Here is a 25,149-nt window from a genome sequence, read left to right on the forward strand (position 1 = left end):
AAGTTATTGAATAAGCAGCGACTACCCCGTTCAATTTCCGACGCGCTCGCGGCCGGCGCCACGCTCATCGTGCCGAGCACGCAACGTCAGGCCGCAATCCGCGTGGCCTGGGCAGAGCAACAGCGCGCGCGCGGTCTTGCGGTCTGGGCGACTCCACGCGTCGTCACGTTCGCACAGTTTTGCGAGCGTGCGCTGCGGGAGCAGTGGGCTGACGACGCCTCTCCCGACCGGCTGCTGCCGCCTGGCGCGGAGTGGGCCAGCCTGCGCGAGTTGCGCCGCGATGCCGGTGGAATCGCCGAAGCCCGCGCCTTGCTCAATTCACTGCGTACGCTGTCGGAATGGCGGATACCGCGCGGCAGCGGTGCCTTGTCGTCATCACCCGAAGCAGAATTGCTGGCCGAAACGGGCGCAGAACTCGCGCGGCTGTCGGCGGCGCAAGGGCGCAAACCGCTGCGCGATTGGCTGCCGGAGCTGCGCGCGCCCGCGGACAAGATCGTGGCCGCGGGTTTTGCGATCCTGCCGGCACAACACGCCGAGACCCTGCGGCGCCTCGACGCCGATGTGTCGACGCCGCCCGACCCGGACCGTCGCGCCGCAGTCGGCGTGGCGCTCGCGCAGAACGATGAGCACGAGCTCGATCTCATTTCCCAGTGGTGCCGCGACCGGCTCGAGCGCGATCCCGAAAGCCGCCTGCTGATCGTGGACGCGCGCCTGCGCCAGCGACGCGGCCTGTACGAGCGGCTGTTGTCGCAGACGCTGACCCCCGCGCAGTGGTTTGGCAACGCAGCGCGGGATGCCTCGACGGTGTTTGCTTTCGAAGGCGGCCGGCCACTCGCCGAATTTCCCGTCATCGCGCATGCGCTGCTGACGCTGCGGCTCGTGACGGGCCGGCTGCCCTTTGAAGAGGTCGTGCACTGGCTGAGATTGCCGTTTCTCGACCAGCAGGATTGCTTCGCGGGCGCGGCGGTCGAATCGCAGCTGCGCGAGGCGCGCCGGCTCGAATTCACCGCGGCCGACCTGGTGGCGCTGCTCGAGCGCAGCGCCAGCGACAACCTGCCGGTGCAATCGCTGGCCCAACGGCTGAAGCTCGCGATCGCGACCTTGAGTGGCGAAGCGCGCACACCGGCCGAATGGGCGCCGCGCACGTTGACGGCATTGCGGCAACTCGGCTGGCATGGATCACGCACCCTGCGCAGCGACGAGCAGCAGACCGTGGCGCGCTGGCATGCGCTGCTCGACGAATATTCGGCCCTGGGTGCGTGGTTGCCGCGCGGGTCCGCCAGCGCCGCGGTGAGCGCGCTCGCGGATCTCGCGGCCGAGCGCAATTTCGATGCGGCCAGCGTCGAAGCGCCGGTCACGCTGACGGATTCCCATGACGATCCGATCGTCCACTACGACGGCATCTGGGTCGTGGGTCTCGACGCCGCCCAATGGCCCGCGCCGCCGCGGCCCGACGTGTTCATCCCCTTCGGCCTGCAAGTACAGGCGGGGATTCCGGCGGCGACCGCGGCGGGTCAGACCGCCGTCGCGCGCGCCTCGTTGGCCGCGTGGCGCGCCAGTGGCGCGACGCTGGTCTGCTCCTGGGCGCGGCTCGAAGGCGATGTTCATCGCACGCCGAGTCCATTGCTCGTGCAAGCGGGCGAAGCTGCGAACTACTCGCCGTCGCCGCCAATTCCCCCGCTCGCGACCGCGACACGCGCGCAAATCGAACTGCTCGACGACGAGCAGGGCGTCGCCATCGACCGGATTCTGCCCGTGCGCGGCGGCGTTCGGCCGTTGCAGCTGCAGGCCGAGTGCGCTTTCCACGCGTACGCCGAACTGCGGCTCGACGCGCGCGCGCTCGAAGCGCCGATACCCGGCATCGATCCGCGCGAACGCGGCATGTTGCTGCACAAGGCGCTCGAGCTGATCTGGGAGAAACTGCGGGGCCATTTCGAATTGACCAGCACCGACGACGCGGTGCGCAAGTGGATGGTCGGCCATGCGGTCGAGGCCGCGGTCGTCTCGGTGTTCCGCGGTTACGTGCCGGAGGAGCTGCGTCTGGCGGTCGATCGCGAGAAGTTCCGGCTCGAGCAATTGATCCTCGCGCTGCTGGAGCTCGAAAGCCAAAGGCCCGCATTCGAGGTGGTCAGTCTCGAAGCGCGCCGCGAGATCGCGATCGCCGGCGGCCGCTTCGAGATGCGCATCGATCGCGTGGATTCGATCGAGGGCGGCGGCTTCGCCATCCTCGACTACAAGTCGGGCGAGCCGCGCGCGCTGCGCTGGCAGGGCGATGTGATCCGCGATCCGCAGCTCATCGCCTATCTGATCGCCGAGGGCGGGCGCAACGTCCAGGCACTGGCGAACATCTCGCTCGCGAACGGCCGCGCGAAATTCACCGGCAAGAGCTCACGCAAGGGGCTGCTGCCCGAGGTGGGCGGCCTGCCGGGACTCAGCGTGCAGAAGAATCAGCCGGACGAGATCGACGCCGCGTGGCGCGCGCAGACCGCGGAATGGGTGCAGCTGGTGCGCGAGCTCGCGGCTGAATATCTCGCGGGCAGGGCGACCGTCGAAGCCGCGCCCGACGTGTGCCGCGTCTGTGCACTCACCACATTGTGCCGGCGCGTCGAACTGGCGGATGACCACGGACGATTCGGGGACTCTCATGAGTGATCTCGAAACTTCCGACGCGCTGGCGCGCGAGCGCGCGCTCGCGGTCGATGAGTCGTTCATCGTCCAGGCGCCGGCCGGTTCGGGCAAGACCACCGTGCTCACGCAGCGATACCTGCAGCTGCTCGCCACTGTCGATGAACCGGAGCAGGTGCTCGCCATCACGTTCACGCGCAAGGCCGCCGGGGAAATGCGCGAACGCGTGCGGCAGGCGCTCGATGGCGCCATCACGGTCAAATCACCGGCCGACGAAGTCACGCTGCGGCTGGCCGCGGCAGCGCGTGCCCAGGCGGCACGGCGGAACTGGGGCATCGAAGACAACTCTGCGCGGCTTCGAATCCAGACCATCGACTCCTTCAATCACTATCTCGCCAGTTCGTTGCCGATCACCTCGCGCGGCGGTTTCGCGCGCGGTGTCACGGATTCACCGGACGATCTGTATACGCTCGCGGCGCGCGAAACGATGCGGCATGCGGAAACCGACCCGGACTACAGCAAACAACTCGAGCTGCTGCTGCGCCGCCTCGACAATCGCTGGCTGCGTCTCGAAGCGCTGATTGCCGCGATGTTGCCGCGCCGCGCGGAATGGCTGCCCAACCTGCCGCAGTTGTCGGGTGAGGAGCTCGTGCCACGCATCGAAGCGAGTCTCACGGCGATCGTGGCGGAAGAGCTCGCCGCGGCCGCGAAAACGCTGCCGGCCGGCTTCACGCAACAGGCCAGCCGGCTGGCGCGTTTCGCCGCGGGCAATCTGGATCCGGAGATCCATGTCGACGTCGGCGTGTGGCGTGACTCCGCCGCGCCGCTCACGCCGACACTGGCGGATCTGCCGCGCTGGCGCTTCGTGACGCGGCTCGCGCTGACCGCGGAAGGCACGCTGCGCAAGCTGCTCAACAAGACGATGGGGGTGCCGGCGGAAGATCCGGACGCCCGTGCGCTGCGCGACGAATGGAAGATGACGCTCGGCGAGTTCGACGCACGCCAGGCGGCGGCGCTGGCGCGCATCGGAGCGCTGCCCGAACCCAGGATTCCGGAGAAGGCGCGACGCGCGCTCGACGCGCTGGCGCGCATCCTGCTGCTCGCGGCGCAGCAGCTCACGCTGGTTTTCGATGCCGAGGGCGATTGCGATCACCCGGAGATCGCCGGCGCCGCGCGCCGCGCGTTGACGGAAGACGCCAGTCCGACGCCACTCGCCGAACGGCTCGGTACCCGTCTCCAACACGTGCTGGTCGACGAATTCCAGGACACCTCGCGCGATCAATACGAGCTGCTGCTGTCGCTCACGCAGGATTGGTCCGAAGGCGACGGACGCACGCTGTTCCTGGTCGGCGATCCGATGCAGTCCATCTACGGCTTTCGCAATGCCGAGGTCGGCCGGTTCGCGACGGTTCGCGAGGGCGGGCTCGCCCATGTGCGGCTGACGCCACTCGAGTTGCGCCGCAATTTCCGCTCCGCGCCGGCGCTCGTGCACTGGTGCAACGACGTCTTCGCGCGCGTGTTTCCGGCCGAAGACGACCCGCGCAGCAGCGCGGTCCGCCACCTCGCGAGCGTCCCGGCGCGTGGCGCTCTCAAGGGGGAGCCGCGCGTCTACCGGGTGGGCTTCGAGGGGGGCACGCGCGCGGAGGCGAAGTCCGCCGCGCGGCTGATCGCCACGCTGCGCCGCGAACGACCTGGCGAGTCGATCGCGGTGCTCGCGGGTGCCCGCACGCATCTGCGTGCGATACGCGCCGAGCTCACCCGCACGCAGCAGCCCTTCATCGGCGTGAATCTCGAGCCGCTCGCCGACGTGTCCGTCGTGCGGGACCTCGAGGCGCTGCTGCGCGCACTGGACTCGCCGCTCGATCGCATCGCCTGGCTGGCTGTGCTGCGCGCACCGTTCGTGGGTCTGACGCTGCCGGACCTCACGCGCGTCGCCGAAGCGGCCGGCGCGGACACCATCGCCACGGCATTACGCAATGGAATTCCCGGTCTGTCGCCCGATGGATTCGACCGGCTGCTGCGCGCCACGCCGATCCTGCTCGCCGGATGGACCGAGCGCGAACGCGAGACTCGCGCGCATTCGGTCGAGCGCGTGTGGCTTGCATTGGGTGGAGCGGCGACATGTAGCAGCGATGCGGAGATTGCGCATGCGCGCAGATTCCTCGCGGCGCTCGATGAACAGGACCGGCAACGCACACGCGGCCGATCTGCCGACCTGCAACGCCTGATGCAGCGGCTGTACGCGGAAGACCCCGCACAGCCGGGCGCCGTTTCATTGATGACGATCCATGGCGCGAAAGGTCTCGAATTCGATCACGTGTTCGTGCTCGGCTTGGGGTTACGCGGACGCGGCGACGACTCGCGGCTGCTCAACTGGCTGCAGCTGCCGCGCAAGGACGGCCGCGATCACCTGATCATGGCGCCGCTGCGATTCCGCGATCAGGACGACGAGGAAAAAGACGACGAGATCAACCAGTATCTGCGCGCCATCCATCGCGATCGCGCCATCGAAGAGCGCGGGCGGCAGGCGTACGTGGCGCTGACACGCGCCCGTTACTCTTTGCACGTGTACGTGCACCCGCGTACCACCGAGAAAGACGGCGTGTTCTCTTTCGCTCCGCCGTCGAACACGTTGCTTCACAACCTGTGGCCGGCGCTGGGCGAACACATGAGCCAGTTCGAAACCATCGGTGGCGAGATCCAGGAGGAGATCGTGCTGCCGGTCGTCACGCAACAGCGGCGCCGCCTGCCGCGTCACTTGCCGGCCTGGCAGATTCCGCCCGACGTGCTGGCACGCGGCGAGCTCGTGCCCGTGAATGCCGAAGAGGATGCTATCGAATTCAGCTGGGTGCGCCAGACGGCGCGGCGCGTCGGGACGGTGGTGCACGAAGCGCTCGAAAGGTTTGCGCGCGGCAAACTACCGGACAGCGAAGAGCTGCCGGCGCTGCGCGCGCAGCTCGAATCGCGGCTGCAGGCGCTCGGCGTCGAAGCCGCGGCGGCGCAGGCGGGTGCGGAGCGTGCGATGCAGGCGTTACGCGCGACGCTCGCCGACGAGCGCGGGCGGTGGCTGTTCGATGCGGGTCATCGCGAGGCGCGATCGGAGCTGGCGCTGTCAGGCGTGCGCGCGGGACACATCGTCAATGCAGTCATCGACCGCACCTTCGTCGCGGACGGCACACGCTGGGTGGTGGACTTCAAGACCAGCCCCCACGAAGGCGGCGACCTTGCGGCGTTCCTGGATTCCGAAGCCGCGCGCTACGAGGCGCAGCTTCGGCGCTACGCGCACCTGGCGCGCGGGCTCGGACCCGAGCCCGTGCGTGCGGGCCTGTACTTTCCGCTGCTCGCGGCATGGCGCGAAGTAGCGGTCAATTGAGCGCGATCCCGGAGGGGTGCCGGGGTGCAATTCTCGTAATTAAGCCGGCGCGCGCGTTAGAGCAACCGTCCACTTAATTACGAGAATTGCACCCCGGCACCCTAGAACGAGCCTTCGAACGAGAAGGTGGTGCGGCCGGAGGCATCCGGGCGGGCGCCCAGCGAAATATCGCGCACCAGGGATTCCGCCTGTGCCGTGCGACCGGTGATGAACCCACTGACTAGATAGGAATTGGGTGGCGTGAGCGTCAACGTGCCGTCGATCGCGAACGGCCCGCCGATATCCCGCACCTTGCCGACCACATTGCCGTCGGCCTGCGTGGCGCCGTCGAAAACCAGCCGGTAGGAACCGAGATCGAGCGGCCGCGCGCCCACCTGGCGCAGCTCGGTCAATTCGATCGTTCCTTCCGCCTGACGCAGCGCGTGCGCCGCGCCGAACACTACGCGCTTGAGATCGATGGAAATGTTGCCGCGTTTGTCGGGCGGCAGATCCGCGATGAACGCGGGATCGAGCGGAAAACGCGCCACGATATTGCGCACCTCGCCGACGGCCGACAGGTTCGTATCGACGTCCGCCCGCGCGCTGAGCACGCCGCCGCGTACGTCGACGTCGCCGCGCAGCGTGCCGACCAGCGCGGCGACGGGCGCCAGGTTCCAGGTGGCATCGCCGAGCGTGTTGTTCCCGACAACCAGCCCGAGGCACTCGCCGTGCCAGACCGAACCGCCGAGCTCGGCGCAACGCGCCTGCGGCGGCAGGGCCGACGAGAACCAGGAAGCGGGTAGATAGAGAGCCAGGATGACCAGGAACACGGCAAGCCCGGCGATGACGGTCAGCAGCATCGCGCCGCGTTTCATCAGCCGGCCTTGAGGACCAGGCCGGCGTTCACCAGGCCGACTTCACCGGCGGACTCGATTTCCGCCGATTCGACGCGGACGCCGTGCTGCTGCGACAGGCGCGCCAGCCACGCGACCAGCGCATCGAAGGGTGCCTTGTCCAGACGGATGCGCAACCCCTTGTCGCCGGTGGGCTGGCTGCTCGACAACGCCTTGCCGAGGCCGCTCTCGCGCGCCGAACTGTCGATCAGCACGACGAGCGATTCGGCGGTGGCGGCGCCTGCCGCACCCGGACCCGCGGCCGCCACCTGCGGCGCGACGCTCTGGATGAATGCCAGGTCGCCTTGTTTGGTCGCGATACGCTTGCGCGCCAGCGAAATCTGGGCGTTCAACGGCACGATGATGGCCAGCAGCGCGAGCACCAGCACGACCGGAACGCCGATATTGACGATGCGGCGATCGCGCTCGGAGAGGTTTTCATACCAGGCGCGCATCACGCACCTGCCTTGCGGATCTGCAGCTGGCCGCTATAGCTGTCGCCGCTGGCGCTGCCGCTCAGGATGTCCGCCTTCCAGCTGCTGCTGCGCAGTTGCTGGCCGATCGCGTCGAGGCTGGCAGCGTCTGGCGCGTTGATGCGCAGGTTCAGCGTGCCGTCGCGAAAGGTGATGCCCTCGATCCTGGCGGACGGCGACGCGGAGCGCGCATTCGCCACGGCGGACAATGCCGGCAGCAGTGCGCCACCGCCGCCGCCACCGCGGATTTCGGCCAGACGCTTTTCGACGCGGCGACGCGCATTGGTCGCGTTCTGCTCGCCCGGCATCGCCGTGCGAAAGACCTGCTGGATGCTGGTGTCGAGCGCGGCTTCGCTTTTGCGCAAACCCGACAGTTCGAAATATCGCGCGCCGATGTGCAGGCAGAGCAGGGCGCCGGCGAGAATCGCGGCGATGCGCCAGGAATTCCAGCCCTGTTGCAGCGATGACGCCACCGCGAACGGGCCCTGCAGCAGGTTGACCGCCTCGCCACCGGCGGCCGCGGGTGCGAGCACCTCCAGCGGACCCGCGGGCAACAGCTGCACCTTCACGCCGGTGAAGCGGTCGCGCAACGCATCGATCTGCAGCTGGTGGGCTTCCCACTCGTCATGCCCGGAGTACAGCAACAGGCCGAGCGGGGCGGGCTCGAGCCCGGCGACCGCCGAAACCTGCGACGCAAGCGCCATTTCGAACGCATCGGGAATCGACAGTGCGGGCAACACCTGGGGCGGGCCTTCGGCGGCGCGCAGCGTGATCGAATCGCCATCGAGCAATACGATCAGCTGGCCGGGCATGGCCGGCAGCAACGTGGATTCCGGGTAGATAGCCGACGGAGCGAGCCCGGCGGCGCGCAGCTGCGTGAGCCACGCTTCGAGGCGCGCACGCTGCACGACGGTGACCGGAACGCGGCCCGTGTCCGCGGAACGTTCGCCGATCGCGAAGTGCAGGTTTTCGATTTCGTCGGCGACGCGTTCTTCGAGCGCATAGGGAACGACCTGCGCAAGTTTCGTCGCACCCTTCGCGGGCGCGTCGCTGTCGGTGGCGAGCGCGTCGCCGGCCGGCACGATGACCGCGACGCGCCGGCCGGTGCTCATGGCGGTCGCCTGCGCGAGTTCGCCCGATACGGCGTTGACCACCACCTGGCCGTCGCTGTTGCACACCATCCAGCGTGCCGGGGCGCCGTCGCGCAGATGGATTACCAGGGTCTCGCTCATCGGTTATTCACTTCCAAAACTGCGCTGGACGGTACGTACCTTGCTGCCGGACTCGCGGAATAGAACACTGTACAAAACGAACTCCGCAGTGCCAATACGAATGTTGGTGCGCAGCCGGAACCACTGCGACGTTTCCTCGACCCGGTCTTCGGCCTTGGTTTTGAGGTTCGGGTCGCCGATCGCGACGGAAAAAACGGTCTTGGTCGGGAAACATCCGGCGCTGCGTTGCCCTTTGCTCGAAAGGTCTGCGTCGGCGAACTCCGTCGACCCATCGTTGCGCGCGGCATCGAGCACCAGGCCGAGACCGGTGCAGACGTTGACCTTCGCGTCGTTCGGCAGCGCCGCGACGTAGGGTGCGATCTTCGCGTAGTTCTCGGGGCCGAAACCCGGAAAGGCGAGCAGCTCGGAGGTGTGCGTGATGAAGGTGTTCGGCGGACGATAAGGCGGCGTCTGCGACAGATATAGAGAGTCTTCGCCGCCCTGGCCATAGGGCGCGATGTCGGTGTCTATCCAGTCGACCAGGAAATCCGCGTAGCGCAGATCGATGTTGAGAGTGCGCAGCAGGTGCTGGAACACGGCGACTTGATCCGGGTTGGCGACGAAGCTCGCCGTGGCGGCGTCCCACATCACGACGGAATTGAGATTGAAGCGCGCGGACAGGTCTTCCACGGTCGCCGCGATCCACACCCCGGTGCCTTCTATCTCGGTCGGCGGAAATGGCTGCGCCCATTCCTGATCGGGCGTGGTGCGCGCCGCGTTGCCGCTGCTTTCGAGCGCGATGTCGGCCAGCGCCTCGGCGGCCATGCCCGCCTGCAGCGCCTGTTCGAGCGTGAACGACGCGGCCGCGCGGCGCGCGGCCATCGCCTTGTTGTAAGTGATGGCGGCGGCCAGGGTGGTCGCGATGGCGAAGATCGTGATCGCCACGAGTAATGCGACGCCGCGCTGACGAACGTGTTTCACGTGGGCACTTCGAACACACGTTGCACGCGGCCCCAATCCTCGAGCACCAGTGTGAGCTCGATCGCGAGCGGCCGCGCGAGCAACATCTCGTCGATGCTGGCGGGGCTGACCGGGCCACTCGACGTGATCACCGGCCATTCGGTGCGCCAGGTGCGCGACGCCGGGTCGAGGAAGCGCACTTCGACCGTCTTGAGTCGCGTCAGGATGATGCGTTGGCGCGGCTCCGCGGCCAGCGCCGCATCGAGCGCCAGCCAGTGTTCGCGCACCAGCGATCCGTCGATGAAGCGGTAACGCACGCGTTGCTCGGCGGGGCGCTGCACGCCGGCCGGATTGCTCCACCCCGTGCGCGTGAACACCAGCAGCGTGTTATCGCGGTTGTCGGCGCTGATGGCCGGCAGCAGCTGGCCCGTGCCCTGCGTGTCGCGCGCGGCGCGCGCCGCGACCTGCGCGAAATCCTGCGCGATGACGCGCATGCCGCGCTGGATCTCGGTGACGCGCGCCTGCGAGACCTTGAGGGATTCGTTGTAAACCAGACCCTGGTTGAGCGCGCGATATCCGATGGCGAACATCACCGCGGCGATGAAGATCGCGATCATGACCTCGACCAGCGTGAAACCGGCGCGACGCATCACTGGTCCGTCTGCGGCGGATTGTCGGGGTTGGCAGGACTGCCCGGTTTGCCGGGAGTGCCCGGGGGGTTCGGTGTGTTGCCCGGAGCGCCGGGACCCCGGTTGTTAGGCGCGCCGGTGATGTTGCCGCGATACGGCGTCGCGATCGGTTGCAGCCGATCCGAGCGCGCCGCGCTGACCACGCCCGTCACGGTCGTCGACCAGGAGAGCTTGTCGAGTTCGCCACCGCTCGGCGAACTGTCGGGCTCCTTCTGCGCGGTCTGCTTCTGGACGTCGCGTGAATCGTCGACGGCTTCGCCCGTGGGCCGCGTGCGTACGTCGACCCGGAACATGCCTTTCACCGGCAGCTCGACGACCTCCTGCTCCCACTGCCAGCGCATGCCGCCCATCACGGCACTGCCGGAGCGTTTGCCGCGGTCGGGCATCTGCTGCGCAATGCGGATTTCCGTGAGCCGGTTGAGCGCCACCCATTCGGCCAGCGTCTTGTCGTGCAGGTAACTGATGTTGCTCGCGGCGGAAGTCAGCGTGCCGAGCAGGGCGCCGACGGCCATCGCGACGATGGCGAGCGCGATCAGCACCTCGATCAGGGTGAAGCCGCGAGGCAAGCCGCGGCTGCGCCTGATTTTCATGGCGCACGCGCCGCGCGGACCGGCGGGTATTTGGTGAGTTCGGTCTCGCCCGGCAACAACAGCCGGATGTTGGTCTGTTCGTCGGAATAGAGGCGGGCGTGTTCGCCACCGCCTTCGCGTTGCAGGTTTACTTCGAAAGACGACAGATCGCCATTGGCGAAGATGAGGATGGTCGGCACGAAATCCTCGACGTCCTTCTTCTTCACGTCGAGCACGATCTTGCGGCCCTCGACGACCACCGTCGGCTCGATGCCTTCCGGGAACTGGCGCGTGCGCAGCGAATCGTCTTCCTCGACCGGCCGCCATTGATTGGCGAGCACGTCGAACACGACGAACGAATATTCGCGGTCGCTGATGCGGAAGCCGTAGTCGCGCGTCTGCAGTTCCGCCTGTTCGCGCGTGTAATCGAACAGCGCCTCGAGCTTCTGCGCCTCGCGCTCGAGCTGTTCGTCGTGGCGGCCGCCGGTGAAGGTGACGATGAATACGGCCGTGATGACGCCGATGATGACGACCACCACCATGATTTCTATGAGCGTGAAGCCGCGCGCACGCGCGGCCGTTGCGCGCGCCCTGTTACTGATCGAGGTTCCAGTTGCCAATGTCGGCATTTTCGCCTTCGCCGCCTTCCTGGCCGTCGGCGCCGAACGAATACAGGTCGAAATCCTGTCCGCGCGTTCCCGGGAAGACGTACTGGTACGGGTTGCCCCAGGGATCGTTGCTGACGCGTTTAAGATAGCCACCTTCGCGCCAGTTGCGCACCGTCGGATCGTTCGGCCGTTGCACGAGCGCGGTCAAACCGAGGTCGGTGCTCGGATACTTGTAGTTGTCGAGCTTGTACATCGTCAGGCCACCTTCGATGGCCTGGATGTCGCTCCTGGCCTTGGTGATCTGCGCCTTGGAGAGGTTGCTGAAAATATTGGGCAGAATCACCGCCGCGAGCAGGCCGATGATGACCACGACGACCATGATCTCGATGAGCGTGAAGCCGCGCGCGGCACGATGAATTCGCGAATGCATGAAGACCCCGAGGGGAGGGAAAAATCGGTGGCGAATGATAGCAAATGAACGCTGAACCTCCCGATAAAGGGTTAACCGCGGTACTCAAGTCGCTCAATTGCGACCGCGGCTACGGCGTGGCTCTGCTCGCGGTCTGCCTGCTGCTGGCGCTGCCGGAGCTCGGCGGCGACGCCGTGCGTAATGCCGGCAGTTTCGACCGCGCCGCGATCCGCGGCGGCGAGTGGTGGCGGCTGCTGACCGCGCACTTCGTACACCTCGACGCCGGACACGCGCTGCTCAACGGACTGGGCGTGGTGCTCATGTGGGCGCTGTTCGCGCGCGATTACTCGCCGCTGCGCTGGCTGGCTATCTATTTGTTTGCCGCGCTCACGATCAGCGCCGGGCTGTGGTTCCTGAATCCCGAACTCGAATGGTATGTCGGTGCCTCGGGCGCGCTGCATGGCGTAATGACTGCCGGCACGCTGGCACATCTCAGACGCCGCGATCTCGATGGCTGGATTCTCGCGATCTTCATCGTCGCGAAACTTTCCTACGAGCAGATCGCCGGCTCGATGCCCTTCTCGGGCGCCGCCCACACGATCGTCGATGCACACCTCTATGGCGCCGTAGGCGGACTCGTACTCGCCGTTTTCCTCAAATCGCGGCGCGAGCCACTGTGAGGACTGACGAAGGCGAGCCGCTATACTTCGCGCCCATGCCAGCAAACAACTCGATCGCATTCGTATTTCCGGGCCAGGGTTCGCAGTCGGTGGGGATGCTCACCAAACTTGCGGACGTGTCACCCACCGTACGCGCCACTTTCGACGAGGCGTCGACGGTGCTCGGCTACGACCTGTGGCAACTGTGCGCGAATGGCCCCGCCGAAGCGCTGAACGCCACTGAACGCACGCAGCCGGCGATGCTGGTCGCGGGTATCGCGACCTGGCGCGTGTGGCAGGAGCGGGGCGGACCATTGCCCGGAACCGTCACGGGGCACAGCCTCGGCGAATTCACCGCGCTGGTCGCGGCGCAGGCGATCGATTTCGCCAGCTGCGTCGACCTCGTCCGCTTTCGCGGTCAGGCCATGCAGGAGGCGGTGCCGGCCGGCACCGGCGCGATGGCGGCGTTGTTAGGTCTCGAAGATGCCGACGTCGAAGCGGCCTGCCGCGACGCGGCCGCCGGCGGCGGCGTAGTCGAAGCGGTCAACTTCAATTCACCCGGGCAGGTCGTGATCGCGGGCGAGAAGGCCGCCGTGTTGCGCGCCATCGAAGCCGCCAAGGCGCGCGGCGCCAAACGCGCGCTCGAACTGCCAGTCAGCGTTCCGTCGCACAGCAGTCTGATGAAACCCGCTGGTATCAAGCTCGGCGAACGGCTCGCCGCCCTCGACATTCGTGCACCGCGGATCCGTTACGTGAGCGCCGTCGATGCGCAGGAACACAGCGCTCCAGACGACATCCGCGCATTGCTGGGCCGCCAGCTGTCGAGCCCCGTGCGCTGGACATCCACAGTGACGGCGCTGACCGCCAGCGGCGCCACCCGCATCGTCGAATGCGGGCCGGGCGCAGTGCTGGCGGGCCTCGTCAAACGCATCACGCGCGGCGGCGACACGCAGACCTTCGCGCTCGAATCTCCCGACAACTTCGATGCCGCGCTGGCGGCTTTCGCCTGAGAAGGACACATGCTGCAAAATGACATCGCGCTCGTGACGGGCGCTTCCCGTGGAATCGGTCAGGCCATCGCCCGCGCCTTGAGCCAGGCCGGTGCCAAGGTCATCGGGACGGCGACCTCGGAGGCGGGCGCTGCGGGTATTTCATCGTGGCTTGGAAGCAACGGCCGCGGCGCGGTGCTCGACGTCGGCAGCGCAGCCTCCATCGACGGCCTGTTAGGCGACCTGGATGCGCGCGGCGAGATGCCGACCATCCTGATCAACAACGCCGCGATCACGCGCGACACGCTGCTGTTGCGCATGAAGCCGGATGATTGGGATGCGGTCATCGCGACCAATCTCACCAGCGTGTTCCGGCTCTCGAAGGGCGTACTCAAGCGCATGATGAAGGAGCGCCGCGGGCGCATCGTGTCGCTGACCTCCATCGTCGGTCTTACCGGCAACGCAGGGCAGGCCAACTATGCGGCTGCGAAGGCCGGCATCCTGGGTTTCACCAAGTCGCTGGCCAAGGAAATTGCCTCGCGCGGCATCACGGTGAACGCGCTGGCGCCGGGATTCATCGATACCGACATGACACGCGCCCTGAATGACGAACAACGCACCGCGTTGACGGCCCAGGTGCCGATGGCGCGGCTGGGAACGGTCGACGACATCGCGCAGGCAGTGCTTTTCCTGTGTTCGCCGGGGGCCGGATACATCACCGGCGAGACGCTGCACGTCAACGGCGGCATGTACATGTCGTGAGATCGGGGCGTCCGGAGCCTATTCGTTGGGAGTTTGCAACAGGCAAACCATCGAAAAACAAACAAAAACAAGCACTCACGATTTGACGGCGTGGCGGCGGCGCAATCGTTGCCCTAGAATACGCGCCCGCTGCGGTTCCCCGGGGATACGCAGCAGAAAAAACATCCTATTGAGGGCGAATCAGAAATGAGCACGGTTGAACAGCAGGTGAAGGCGATCGTCGCCGAACAGTTGGGCGTCAAGGCAGAGCAGGTAGTGAATGACGCTTCGTTCGTCGATGACCTCGGCGCCGATTCGCTCGACACGGTCGAATTGGTGATGGCGCTCGAAGAAGAGTTCGAGATCGAGATTCCGGACGAAGACGCCGAGAAGATCACCACCGTGAGCCAGGCAATCAGCTACATCTCTGATCGCCGCAAGTCCTGAGACCTTTCCCGCGGACCCTTGCGCCGGCCATGACCCGCGCAACCACCGCATTCCATTCGCCCTCACTTCTTAGAGGATAGTGTGTCCACGCGACGTGTCGTCGTTACCGGGCTCGGTATCGTTTCGCCAGTAGGGAGTGATGTCGCAACTGCGTGGGCCGCCATCCTGGCCGGCCGCAGTGGCATCAAGCCGATCACCCGCATCGATGCAACTCCGTTCGCCACGCGTTTCGCCGGCGAAGTGGAAGGCTTCGACGTCGCGGCCTACATCTCGCCCAAGGAAGCCCGGCGCATGGATCCGTTCATGCACTACGGCATGGGCGCGGGTATCCAGGCGGTGGCGGATTCGGGTCTGGACTTCAAGGCGGAGAATGGCGACCGCTGCGGCGCCATCATGGGTTCGGGCATCGGTGGCCTCGCCGGCATCGAAGACGAAGCCATCACCTGGGAACGCACCCACAACCCGAAGAAGACCTCGCCGTTCTACATTCCGAGCACCATCGGCAACATGGTCGCCGGACACCTGTCGATCCGCTTCGGGTTGCGCGGACCGAACCTGGGCGTCGTCAGTGCGTGCACCACGTCGACCCATTCGATCGGTTTCGGCATGCGCTGCATCCAGTACGGTGATGCGGACATCATCATCGCCGGCGGCTCCGAGTGCGCGACGACTCCCACGGCACTGGCGGGCTTCAGCCAGGCGCGGGCGCTGTCGGAACGCAACGACGACCCGCAGGGCGCGAGCCGCCCGTGGGACAAGGATCGCGATGGCTTCGTGATGGGTGACGGCGGTGGCGCCGTGATCCTCGAAGAGCTCGAACACGCGAAGGCGCGTGGCGCGCGCATCTACGCCGAGATCATCGGCTTCGGCATGAGCAGCGATGCGTATCACATCACCGCGCCGCCTGAAGACGGCGCCGGTGCGCGGCTGGCGATGCAAAACGCGTTGCGTGACGCGAAGATGAATCCCAGCGACATCCATTATCTGAACGCGCATGCGACCTCCACGCCGCTCGGCGACAAGGCCGAAACCGTGGCGATCAAGACCGCGTTCGGCGATTACGCCTACCAGCTGCCGGTGAGTTCGACGAAATCGATGACCGGGCACCTGCTGGGCGCGGCCGGCGTAGTCGAGGCGATCTTCTCGATCCTCGCCATCCGTGACAGGGTGGCGCCGCCCACGACCAACTACCACACGCCCGATCCGGACTGCGATCTCGACTACGTGCCGAACACGGCGCGTCCGCTCGAAATCGAGGCGGCGCTGTCGAACTCCTTTGGATTCGGCGGCACCAACGGCTCGTTGATCTTCCGCCGCTTCAAGGGCTGAAGCGCGGCTTCGCGTGGACGCCCGCGCGCCCCTGATCGAGACCGTCGCCGTCCCTGGCTCCGCGTTGCGCACGCTGGCGACGCTGTCGCCCGCGCAGTATCCCGTGTTGTTCGACAGCGCCGCGGACGGTCCACTGGCGCGGTTCAGCCTGCTCACGGCGGCGCCGCGTGCCGCGCTCTGGCGCGATGCGGACGGCAGTCTCGGCGCGAGTGGCATTACGCTCACGCAGGGTGGCTTTCTCGATGAGCTCGAAGCCTGGACTCGCCGCGAGCACCGCGAACGCAGCACACGCGGCGGTCTGCCATTCGTCGACGGCTGGATCGTGTACCTCGGTTACGAAGTCGCCGCGGAAATCGAACGGCGCCTGAAACTGCCGCGCGCGGCGGCGCCATTGTCGGCGTTCGCCCTGCGTGTCGACACGCTCGCGATCCACGATGTCGCGAGCGACCGCGTCTATGCCGTTTCGCCCGCCGGTGAAATCGAGGCACAGCGCCGCCTCATCGAAGATCTGCAGGCAGCCGCGGAGCCTGGCGCCGCTGAAGAGCCCCGCCAGCTGCCGCTGGCGAAACTCGAAGAAGAGGCACCGCAGTTTTTCATCGAGCGCGTTCACGCGGCGAAGGAACACATCGCGGCCGGCGACATCTACCAGGCGAATCTTTCGCGTCCGTGGCGGCTCACGTTGAGCGATCCGGCGGATGAAGCGCACGTGTACACCGCCTTGCGCGCCGCCAATCCCGCGCCATTCGCGGCCAGCGTGCGGTTTCGCGACATGACCATCCTTTCATCCTCGCCCGAGCGGCTGCTCGCCATCACCGGCCGCGAGATCTCCACGCGACCCATCGCCGGTACCCGCGCGCGCCTCGGCAGCGCCGAACAGGACGCGCGCGAAACCTCGGAACTGGTGGCGCATCCGAAGGAACGCGCGGAACACGTCATGTTGATCGACCTCGAGCGCAACGATCTCGGCCGCGTATGCGAGCCCGGCAGCGTCGAGGTGGACGAATACATGGTCACGGAGTCGTATGCGCATGTGCATCACATCGTGTCCAACGTGCGCGGCCGGCTGCGCGCCGACGCGTCGGCGGTGGCGGCGCTGCGCGCGCTGTTTCCGGGCGGCACGATCACCGGCTGTCCGAAGGTGCGCTGCATGCAGGTCATCGCCGCGCTCGAAGGCGAGGGGCGCGGTGCCTACACCGGTTCGCTCGGGTGGTTAGGAACCGACGGCGATGCCGATTTCAACATCCTGATCCGCACGCTCAGCGTGAATGGACGCCACATCGAGCTGCGGGCCGGCGCCGGCATCGTCGCGGATTCGGTGCCGGAACGCGAACTGGAAGAGACCCGCGCGAAGGCGCGCGGCATGTTGCGAGCGTTCGAGGCACCCCATGGCTGAATCTGAAGGACCCGGCGCGGAGGTGCTCGGCAGCTGGGTAGATGGCATCGCGGCCAACTCCGTGCCGCTGGATGATCGCGGGCTGCAATACGGTGACGGCCTGTTCGAGACGATCCTCGTGCGCAACGGGCGCGCCCGTTTTCTCGACGCGCATTTCGCACGGCTCGATCTCGGCTGCCAGCGGCTCGGGATCCGGTTCGCTGCGTCGGCCGATCTGCGCGCCGAGATAACGCGTGCCGTGGCGCATGCTCCGGCCGCGGCCATTCTCAAACTCATCGTGACGCGCGGCAGCGGACCGCGGCGCGGCTATGCGCCGCGCGGCACTTTTCCACCGCGACGCGTGCTGACCTTGTTCGCTGCGCCGTCCCCCGTGTCACTCATGGAAGGCGCGGACGCCCGCATCGCGTCCTTGCGGCTCGCAGAAAATCCCGTGCTGGCCGGGATCAAACATCTCAACCGGCTCGAAAACGTGCTCGCGGCTGCCGAGCCCGGCCACGAGTTGGTGTTCGAGTCGCTGCTGCTCGACGCGGCGGGAAATATCGTCTGTGGAACCATGAGCAATGTGTTCACGGTGATAGCAGGGCGGCTCAACACGCCACCCGTCGACCGTTGCGGCGTGGCCGGCGTCATGCGCAGCGTGGTGCTGCGTCAGGCGGCGGCGCTTGGAATCATTTGCGAGCAGCGTCGAATGCCGCTGGCCGATTTTCTGGCGGCGGACGAGGTCTTCATCACCAACGCACGCATCGGAGTTGTGCCGCTGCGCCGCGTGGGTGAGCATTCGTTCATGAGCAACCTGGCGCGGACGCTGGCGGCGAACATCGAGCCTCTCGATGCGTAAGCTGCTCTGGTCGTTGGTCGTCCTGCTGCTGGTGGCCGGCGCCGCGGCGGCTATCTACTGGCAGCGGGCCAATGCGATCATGCGGACCGAGGGTCCGCATCTGCAGTCGGTCGATCTCCTGGTCAAGCCGGGAGCCACGGTACGCGCGGTGCTCGCCGATCTCGACGCCAAGGGCGCGCTCGCCGATCGGCGCGCGGTGGAGCTGGTGCTGCGCGTGCGCGGCTGGCCGCAGGTCAAGACGGGTCACTACGAAATCCCCGCCGCCGCGACCCCGCAGCAGATCCTGAGCCAGCTCGAAGAAGGGCGCGTCGTACTCGAGTCGCTCACCATCGTCGAAGGCTGGACCTTCGCCGACATGCGCCGGGTCATCGAAGCGCATCCGCGCATCAAGGTGACGCTGCGCGGCAAGGAGATTTCCGAGCTCATGGCGGCGATCGGCCACGGCGGTGAACACCCCGAAGGCCGCTTCTATCCCGACACCTATCGTTTTGCCGCTGACACCACCGACCGCGATCTGTATGCGCTCTCGTACCGCAAGATGTCCGAGGCCCTGGAGGCGGCCTGGACGACACGCGCCGCCGCCTTGCCGCTCGCGAACGCATACGACGCACTCATTCTGGCGTCGATCGTCGAGAAGGAAACCGGCCTCGCGAGCGAGCGGCCGCGAATCGCAGGCGTGTTCACGACGCGACTGCGGCGGAACATGCGTTTGCAGACCGACCCCACCGTGATCTACGGCATCGGTTCCTCGTACGACGGCAACATCCGCGAACGCGACCTGCGCACCGACACTCCCTACAACACCTACACGCGCGCAGGACTGCCGCCGACACCGATTGCGTTGCCGTCGCGCGAAGCCATCGTGGCGGCGACGCGGCCCGTGGAGACCGGCGACATCTTCTTCGTTGCCACCGGGATCGGCGACGGCTCGCATGTATTCTCGTCGACACTCGAAGCGCACAATGCCGCCGTGGCGCAATACCTCAAGCGACTCAGGGATCAACGTCGATGACGCCCGCCCGATTCATCACCCTCGAGGGCATCGAGGGCGCCGGAAAAACCACCGTGGCCGACCGGCTGACGCAGTCGCTGCGTGGGCGCGGCATCACGATTCACGCCACGCGCGAGCCCGGTGGCACCAAGGTCGCCGAGCGCATCCGGACACTGGTGCTCGATCGCGGCGAGGAACACATCAGCGCCACCGCCGAGACACTGCTGATGTTCGGCGCGCGCCAGGTGCACATCGACAACCTGATTCGTCCGGCGCTCACGCGCGGCGAGTGGGTGTTGTGCGATCGCTTCACCGATGCGACGCACGCCTACCAGGGCGGCGGCCGCGGCGTCGATCGCAAACTGATCGATCAGCTCGCGCAGACCGTGCAAGGCAATCTGGCGCCGGACTGCACCATCCTGCTGGATGTCCCCGTGCGTATCGGGCTGGAACGCATGCAGGCGCGGCGCGGTGCGATGGATCGCTTCGAGATCGAATCGGCGCAGTTTTTCGATCGCGTGCGCAGTCGTTATCTCGAGCTCGCCCGCCTGGCTCCCGAACGGTTTTGCGTCATCGACGCGACCGCGCGGCTCGACCAGGTCTGCGATGCGGCCCTCGCCGCGCTCGAGAAAAAACTCGGCCTCGACCCCGTGACGGTTTGAGCGCCGTGTCGCTGCCCCTGTGGTTCGAGGACGCGCGCCGCGAAGTGCGCGCAGCGCTCGCCGGCGATCGACTCGCGCACGGCTTGCTGATCCATGAAGACCCGGGAGCGGGTGGCCTCGAGCTGGCGCGCTGGATCGCCCAGACCGTCAACTGCCGCGAGAAGGCGCGCGCGCCCTGCGGTGAATGCCAGCAATGCCGCTGGATCGCCGCCGACCAGCATCCGGACGTCACGCGTCTTTCGCCTGAAGGCGATTCGACGCAGATCCTCATTCAAGCGGTGCGCGATCTCGCGGCGGATCTGTCGCTCACGGCGCACGGCCAAGGCTACAAGGTCGCCATCATTTCGCCCGCGGAAGCAATGAATCACTTCGCCGCGAATGCATTGCTCAAGACGCTGGAGGAGCCACCGGCGCGGACCCTGGTGCTGCTGGTGACGAGTCAGCCATCCCGGCTGCTGCCCACGCTGCGCAGCCGCTGTTCGCGCCTGCGACTGGTCGGGCCCTCGCGCGAGGCGGCCGCTTCATACCTCGAGGCGGCGCGCGGCGCGGGTCCCTGGGCAGAGGCGCTGGCGGCGACCGGAGCGGGGCCGTTTGCGTTGCTGGACGCCGATCCGGCTGCGATCGCGCAGCTTCATCGCGACACGATGGCGACGTTGCGCGACATCGGCAGCGGCAATCTTCAGCCACCCGCGGTCGCGGAACGCTGGGCGAAAGGTGAGCTCGGCATCCGCCTCTCGTGCCTTGAGAGCTGGGTCACAGAACGTATCCTCGAATCCGCGCCAATTCGCGACGTAACGCACTTGTCAGGGCAGGGTTTCCCACCCAACATATGTCGCCTATTCGAGCTCTCGGACGCCGTTCGCGACATGCGCAAGCTTTCCCACACTTCGATCAACAAGACCATGGCGGTTGAAGCGCTGCTGTGGCGCTGGGCGCGGCGATGAGCGAAGGCCGTACCGGGCGAACCGGCGCAAACAAACCGGGATTGCTGACGCTCACCATCAAGGACAAGAGCGCCCTGTATCTGGCCTACATGCCGTTCGTGAAGAACGGCGGGCTGTTCATCCCGACCAACAGCAACTATCGCCTCGGAGACGAGGTGTTCATGTTGCTGAACCTGATGGGTGAAGACGAAAAGCTGCCCGTGGCCGGGCGCGTCATCTGGCTCACGCCGAAGGGCGCGCAGGGCAAACGCACCGCCGGCATCGGCGTGCAGTTCTCCGACCAGGACCGTGGTCAGACGCAGAAGAAGATCGAGACCTATCTGGCCGGCGCGCTCGCCGGCGACAAAGCCACGCACACGATGTAGAGGCGGACCCGCCGGGTCCGCTTTCTCAGCCGGGCCTGCGCATCGGCAACGACGAGGTCGTGATGCCGCCTTTCAGCACGTACGCATCGAAGCCGCGTTCGGAAAGAATGAACGCCGCGGCCGATGAACGCCGCCCCGTGTCGCAAACCACCACGTACGGCGTCTTGCGGTCGATGGCATTCAATTTTAGCCGCACGAAATACAGCGGAATATTGATCGACCCTTCGATCGCGAGATTCTGATATTCGGACGGCAGGCGCACATCGAGCCACACGCCGTGGTTCTGGATGATCTTGAGCGCCTGTTGCTCGTCGACCCAGCGCAGCAGCGGCTCGTGCATCAGGTCGCGGAAGTCCTGCTTGTTGAGCCGCATCAACACGCCGTCCGACAACATGGTTACCGTGGCATTGCGCTTGGCCTCGGCGATCAGCGCTTCTTCACCGAACGTTTCACCCACGCCGAGCTCGGCGAGTTTGATGCCTTTCTGGTTGAGCGGCGATTCGCGCGTGACGAGACAGCGGCCGCGCACGATGGCATAGAAGAAATCGCCTTCGTCACCTTGTTTGATCACGACTTCGCCGGCGCGGTATTGCTGGCGGTTCATGCGCATGAAGATCGCCTGCAGGTTCGCGGGCGGAATGCGATGGAAGGCCTTGGTCTGCAACAGCGTGGTCATCCAGTCGCTGTCTTCGTTGCCGCCGCCGAACTGCGCCTGCAGTTCGCCGACTTCGTAGTTGCCGGTCTGGTCCCAGGTGATCATCACGTCGAGCAAGTCGGCGTCGATCGCCAGGTAATCCACGTCTTCGACGGCGCGCGCCGTGACCTTGCGCGGCACGCTCTGGTTGAGCGGCGCGCGCGCATCGGCGCTGCCGCCTTCGATCATCGCCGTGGTGCGGCCGCGTTCGCTGACCTCCACCAGGCCCTTGATGATCCAGATGGTGCGTTTGTCGGCGTCACCTTCCTTGAACAACACGCGGCCCGCGGTCAATTGCTTGACCGTCACCTTTTTCGCCAGCGCATGCAGATTTTCCCGCTTCATTCCTTCGAGCGGGGTCAGGGAGCGCAGCAGTTCCACGCTGACTTCACGAGAATCGGACATGCGGAAATGCTAGCACGCCATCGTGGCGTCTCAGGCGATGGAGCGCACGGAAGACCAACCTTTATCGGGAGCGAAGCGCGGTCCGTAGCGCCGTTCCAATTCGGTCAGCCGGGCGATCACCGCGTCGACGCCGCGCTTGCGCGCATATGTGAGCGGCCCGCCGCGAAACGGCGCGAATCCCGAGCCGAAAATCACGCCGGCATCGACGAGATCCGCATCGGCGACGATTCCCTCGCGCAGCACCGCGGCGCATTCGTTGGCCAGCGCGAGAATGAGCCGGTCTTCGAGATCGGGCGGCGGCTCGGCAACGGGCGTCGTGGACTTCACCGCCTTGCCGTCGCGCCACACGTAGAAACCCTCGCCGCTCTTGCGCCCGAACTTTTTGGCCGCGATCAGCGCTTCGATGCGCGAGGTGTCGGGTTTTTGCTTGCCCAGCGCCGCCGACACGATGTCACCGACGTGTTTGCACACGTCGAGACCCACGACGTCGGCCAGTTCGACCGGGCCCATGGGCATTCCATACCGCAGCGCCGCCTCGTCGATGGTTTCGATCGCAATGCCGTCCTGGAGCGCGAACATCGCCTCGTACAGGTACGGCACCAGCACGCGATTGACGAGAAAACCCGGCGAGCTCTTGCAGGGCAGCGGCAGCTTGTCGATCTTGCGCGTGAACGCGATGGCTTTCTGTATGGATTCTTCGCTGCTTTGTTCGCCGCGCACGATCTCCACCAGCGGCAGCTGCGACACGGGATTGAAGAAGTGCACGCCGACCAGCCGGCCGGGGTCGGGCAATTTGTCGTCGAGCTGCTCGAGCATGATCGATGACGTGTTGGACGCGAGAATCGCGCCCGCCTTCATGCGCGGCTCGACGCGCGCGAACAGCTCGTGTTTGGCGTCGGCGTTCTCGAAGATCGCCTCGATGATCACGTCCGCGCCGGGCACGCCGTCGCCGGCGACGTCGGCTGTCATTCGGGTCATCAACTCGGCCGCCTTGGCGGAGTCTTTCAGGCGCTTTTCGAAACCCTCGCGCGCGCGCTGCATGGCAGGCTGGATGAATTTGAGCTCGCGATCCTGCAGCGTCACGTTCAAGCCACGTTGCGCGCACCAGGCGGCGATATCGCCGCCCATGACACCCGCGCCGACGACATGCACGCGTTGCATGGGAACCTTGCTCTTGCCGCCGAGCGCCTTCAGGCGCTCCTGCAGGAAGAACACGCGCACGAGGTTGCGCGAAGTTTCTCCCACCATGAGATCGGCGATCGAGCGCGCTTCGGCTTCGTAGGCTGCCGCACCGCGCGCGCCATGGCGCGACCACAGATCGATGATGGCGTAAGGCGCCGGATAATGTTCGGGACGCGCCTTGGCGCGCACCTGCGCGATGAGCTGTTTGCGCACCAGCGAACGCACGCCCGGCCACGACAACACCCGATCCATGAACCGCGGCTGCCGTTGTTTCGGCTGGCGTGCAATGACTTCCCGCGCGGCTGCCTCGGCATCCGCCGGAAACACCAGCCGGTCGACGAAACCTGCGCGCAGCGCCTTGTCGGCCCGCAGCGTCTTGCCGGTGAGCATCATCTCCATCGCCGTTCGCACGCCCGCGCGGCGCACCGCGCGCACGGTGCCGCCGAAGCCGGGGTGGATGCCGAGCAGCACCTCGGGTAGTCCGATCGAGAACTTGTCGCCCTTGATACCGATGCGATACCGGCATGCCAGCGCGAGCTCGAGCCCGCCGCCGAGCGCGAAGCCGTTGAGGATGGCGACCGTGGGGCAGGACAGGCCTTCGAGGTCCGCGAGGATGCGATGCGCGGCCTGCACCATCTCGAACGCCTGCGAGGCGCTCTGGAGTCGCGTGAATTCCTTGATATCCGCGCCGGCGATGAAGCCGGATGGCTTGCCCGAACGGATCACGACACCGCGCGGCGGACTGGCCTTGATCGCGGCCAGGTGCTGCGCGAGTTCGAGCAGGACGTCGGGCGAGAGCACGTTGGCCGATGCGTCCGGCGTGTCGAGCGTCAACCACGCGATGCCGCCGGCATCGGTGTCGCGCGCCCAGGCCGGAACGGAAGTTGTCATCGGAAGATGTTAGGCGACCGCGGGTTGCGACGCCACGGCGCCGCGCACGGTGAAGTCGCACATGATCGGACGATGATCCGACCACCGCACATCGGGCACGGAGAAATGCGAGATGTCGATTTCCTTGCTCACCAGCACGAAGTCGAGCTCGATGCGCGGAATACGCGCCGGGAACGACGGCATGTTCGTTTCATTGGCGCTGCGCAGTCCCGCGGCCCGCATGAACAGGTAGATCTCGTGCGTGCCCCAGAAAGTGTTGAAGTCGCCCGTGACGATGACCGGCTTGTGCGACTTGATGATGAGATCGTGCAGGTAACGCAGCTGGTACTGGCGCTGGCGATACTTCAGGGCGAGATGAACGAGGAAAATACATACGTCATCGAGTTCGAGCTCGATGATGAGACGTTTGATGCCCGTGTCGAAATAGTGGAACCGCTCGCCCTCGACGCGCGGCGCGGCGAGAAATGCATTGCCCTGCTTGCGCACGATGGGCATGAGGTTGTTGATCGAGCTCTTGCCGTACTTGCACTCGTAGGTGGTGTAGTGGCCCAGGGACTCGGCGATGTGCTCGGCCTGGTTCAACATGCCGCTGCGCACGGATCCCAGATCGACCTCGATGAGGCCGACGATATCCGGGTCCTGGCCCTTCACGAAGCTCGTGATGCCGTCGAGAACCCGCCGATTCGAGCGTAGATAGCCCGCGCCCGGAAACGGCAGATGGAATGCCGGCCCAGTGCCGGTGGCGTAGCGGATGTTGTAGACGAGGAGGCGCAAGCGGAGTGATGCTAACGTTGCGACGCACAAAAGGGGAGTGGGCGTGCGTGTTCAAC

24 protein-coding genes are annotated in these 25,149 nt (G+C 66.4%); 13 read left to right on the top strand and 11 right to left on the bottom strand.

From position 1 onward, the window contains the following. Nucleotides 1-6 precede the first annotated feature (6 nt). On the top strand, nucleotides 7-2,652 hold the full coding sequence (locus tag WDO72_00055) for a PD-(D/E)XK nuclease family protein (protein MEJ0084049.1): 2,646 nt from the start codon (nucleotides 7-9) through the stop codon (nucleotides 2,650-2,652). Further along, nucleotides 2,645-5,998 carry a UvrD-helicase domain-containing protein gene (locus WDO72_00060; GenBank protein MEJ0084050.1) on the top strand — a complete coding sequence of 1,118 codons (3,354 nt, stop codon included), beginning with the start codon at nucleotides 2,645-2,647 and terminating at the stop codon, nucleotides 5,996-5,998. Before WDO72_00055 ends, WDO72_00060 begins: the two co-directional genes overlap by 8 nt. Before the next feature lie 101 nt (nucleotides 5,999-6,099). Here the strand turns inward: WDO72_00060 and WDO72_00065 are convergent, their stop codons facing one another. The 8 genes from WDO72_00065 to gspG are packed head-to-tail and all read right to left on the bottom strand — an operon-like array spanning nucleotide 6,100 to nucleotide 11,810. Next, complete coding sequence (locus tag WDO72_00065) at nucleotides 6,100-6,852, bottom strand: type II secretion system protein N (GenBank protein MEJ0084051.1); 753 nt, start codon at nucleotides 6,850-6,852, stop codon at nucleotides 6,100-6,102. Further along, complete coding sequence (gene gspM, locus WDO72_00070) at nucleotides 6,852-7,325, bottom strand: type II secretion system protein GspM (GenBank protein ID MEJ0084052.1); 474 nt, start codon at nucleotides 7,323-7,325, stop codon at nucleotides 6,852-6,854. Before gspM ends, WDO72_00065 begins: the two co-directional genes overlap by 1 nt. Further along, nucleotides 7,325-8,575, bottom strand: coding sequence for a type II secretion system protein GspL (gspL, locus tag WDO72_00075; protein ID MEJ0084053.1), 1,251 nt, complete (start codon nucleotides 8,573-8,575; stop codon nucleotides 7,325-7,327). Before gspL ends, gspM begins: the two co-directional genes overlap by 1 nt. Nucleotides 8,576-8,578: 3 nt before the next feature. After that, on the bottom strand, nucleotides 8,579-9,535 hold the full coding sequence (gene gspK, locus WDO72_00080; GenBank protein MEJ0084054.1) for a type II secretion system minor pseudopilin GspK: 957 nt from the start codon (nucleotides 9,533-9,535) through the stop codon (nucleotides 8,579-8,581). After that, nucleotides 9,532-10,164 carry a type II secretion system minor pseudopilin GspJ gene (gene gspJ / locus WDO72_00085; GenBank protein MEJ0084055.1) on the bottom strand — a complete coding sequence of 211 codons (633 nt, stop codon included), beginning with the start codon at nucleotides 10,162-10,164 and terminating at the stop codon, nucleotides 9,532-9,534. The genes gspK and gspJ overlap by 4 nt, the downstream gene beginning before the upstream one ends. Next, nucleotides 10,164-10,793, bottom strand: coding sequence for a type II secretion system minor pseudopilin GspI (gene gspI / locus WDO72_00090; protein ID MEJ0084056.1), 630 nt, complete (start codon nucleotides 10,791-10,793; stop codon nucleotides 10,164-10,166). Before gspI ends, gspJ begins: the two co-directional genes overlap by 1 nt. Beyond that, the gene (gspH, locus tag WDO72_00095) at nucleotides 10,790-11,401 is read right to left on the bottom strand and encodes a type II secretion system minor pseudopilin GspH (protein MEJ0084057.1); all 612 of its coding nucleotides are present in this window, start codon (nucleotides 11,399-11,401) and stop codon (nucleotides 10,790-10,792) included. Before gspH ends, gspI begins: the two co-directional genes overlap by 4 nt. Then, complete coding sequence (gene gspG, locus WDO72_00100) at nucleotides 11,367-11,810, bottom strand: type II secretion system major pseudopilin GspG (GenBank protein ID MEJ0084058.1); 444 nt, start codon at nucleotides 11,808-11,810, stop codon at nucleotides 11,367-11,369. The genes gspH and gspG overlap by 35 nt, the downstream gene beginning before the upstream one ends. 44 nt (nucleotides 11,811-11,854) lie before the next feature. Between gspG and rrtA the strand changes: the two genes are divergently transcribed. The 11 genes from rrtA (at nucleotide 11,855) to WDO72_00155 (ending at nucleotide 21,147) form a co-directional block, all read left to right on the top strand. Continuing rightward, the gene (gene rrtA, locus WDO72_00105) at nucleotides 11,855-12,469 is read left to right on the top strand and encodes a rhombosortase (protein ID MEJ0084059.1); all 615 of its coding nucleotides are present in this window, start codon (nucleotides 11,855-11,857) and stop codon (nucleotides 12,467-12,469) included. 35 nt (nucleotides 12,470-12,504) lie between these two features. Beyond that, nucleotides 12,505-13,458 carry an ACP S-malonyltransferase gene (gene fabD / locus WDO72_00110; protein MEJ0084060.1) on the top strand — a complete coding sequence of 318 codons (954 nt, stop codon included), beginning with the start codon at nucleotides 12,505-12,507 and terminating at the stop codon, nucleotides 13,456-13,458. Nucleotides 13,459-13,467: 9 nt separating this feature from the next. Continuing rightward, nucleotides 13,468-14,199, top strand: coding sequence for a 3-oxoacyl-ACP reductase FabG (gene fabG / locus WDO72_00115; protein MEJ0084061.1), 732 nt, complete (start codon nucleotides 13,468-13,470; stop codon nucleotides 14,197-14,199). Between the two features lie 186 nt (nucleotides 14,200-14,385). Continuing rightward, the gene (gene acpP / locus WDO72_00120) at nucleotides 14,386-14,625 is read left to right on the top strand and encodes an acyl carrier protein (protein MEJ0084062.1); all 240 of its coding nucleotides are present in this window, start codon (nucleotides 14,386-14,388) and stop codon (nucleotides 14,623-14,625) included. Between the two features lie 81 nt (nucleotides 14,626-14,706). After that, a complete protein-coding gene (gene fabF / locus WDO72_00125) occupies nucleotides 14,707-15,954 on the top strand; it encodes a beta-ketoacyl-ACP synthase II (GenBank protein ID MEJ0084063.1) in 1,248 nt (415 codons plus the stop codon). A 13-nt stretch (nucleotides 15,955-15,967) separates the two neighbouring features. Beyond that, on the top strand, nucleotides 15,968-17,347 hold the full coding sequence (locus WDO72_00130) for an aminodeoxychorismate synthase component I (protein ID MEJ0084064.1): 1,380 nt from the start codon (nucleotides 15,968-15,970) through the stop codon (nucleotides 17,345-17,347). Further along, nucleotides 17,340-18,185, top strand: a complete 846-nt coding sequence (gene pabC, locus WDO72_00135) for an aminodeoxychorismate lyase (protein MEJ0084065.1) — start codon at nucleotides 17,340-17,342, stop codon at nucleotides 18,183-18,185. Before WDO72_00130 ends, pabC begins: the two co-directional genes overlap by 8 nt. After that, a complete protein-coding gene (mltG, locus tag WDO72_00140; GenBank protein ID MEJ0084066.1) occupies nucleotides 18,178-19,197 on the top strand; it encodes an endolytic transglycosylase MltG in 1,020 nt (339 codons plus the stop codon). Before pabC ends, mltG begins: the two co-directional genes overlap by 8 nt. Beyond that, nucleotides 19,194-19,838 carry a dTMP kinase gene (gene tmk, locus WDO72_00145; GenBank protein ID MEJ0084067.1) on the top strand — a complete coding sequence of 215 codons (645 nt, stop codon included), beginning with the start codon at nucleotides 19,194-19,196 and terminating at the stop codon, nucleotides 19,836-19,838. Before mltG ends, tmk begins: the two co-directional genes overlap by 4 nt. A 5-nt stretch (nucleotides 19,839-19,843) precedes the next feature. Continuing rightward, a complete protein-coding gene (gene holB, locus WDO72_00150; protein MEJ0084068.1) occupies nucleotides 19,844-20,782 on the top strand; it encodes a DNA polymerase III subunit delta' in 939 nt (312 codons plus the stop codon). Beyond that, nucleotides 20,779-21,147, top strand: a complete 369-nt coding sequence (locus WDO72_00155; protein MEJ0084069.1) for a PilZ domain-containing protein — start codon at nucleotides 20,779-20,781, stop codon at nucleotides 21,145-21,147. The genes holB and WDO72_00155 overlap by 4 nt, the downstream gene beginning before the upstream one ends. 25 nt (nucleotides 21,148-21,172) lie before the next feature. Here the strand turns inward: WDO72_00155 and WDO72_00160 are convergent, their stop codons facing one another. Genes WDO72_00160 through WDO72_00170 form a run of 3 tightly spaced genes read right to left on the bottom strand, consistent with a single transcriptional unit; the run spans nucleotide 21,173 to nucleotide 25,093 of the window. Further along, nucleotides 21,173-22,246, bottom strand: a complete 1,074-nt coding sequence (locus tag WDO72_00160; GenBank protein ID MEJ0084070.1) for a cyclic nucleotide-binding domain-containing protein — start codon at nucleotides 22,244-22,246, stop codon at nucleotides 21,173-21,175. Nucleotides 22,247-22,276: 30 nt separating this feature from the next. Beyond that, entirely contained in the window at nucleotides 22,277-24,319 is a 2,043-nt protein-coding gene (locus WDO72_00165; GenBank protein ID MEJ0084071.1) for a 3-hydroxyacyl-CoA dehydrogenase NAD-binding domain-containing protein, read from the bottom strand. A 9-nt stretch (nucleotides 24,320-24,328) separates the two neighbouring features. Then, nucleotides 24,329-25,093, bottom strand: a complete 765-nt coding sequence (locus tag WDO72_00170; GenBank protein ID MEJ0084072.1) for an endonuclease/exonuclease/phosphatase family protein — start codon at nucleotides 25,091-25,093, stop codon at nucleotides 24,329-24,331. Between the last annotated feature and the right edge of the window lie 56 nt (nucleotides 25,094-25,149).

It is taken from the genome of Pseudomonadota bacterium, assembly GCA_037200975.1.
Lineage (GTDB): Bacteria > Pseudomonadota > Gammaproteobacteria > Steroidobacterales > Steroidobacteraceae > CADEED01.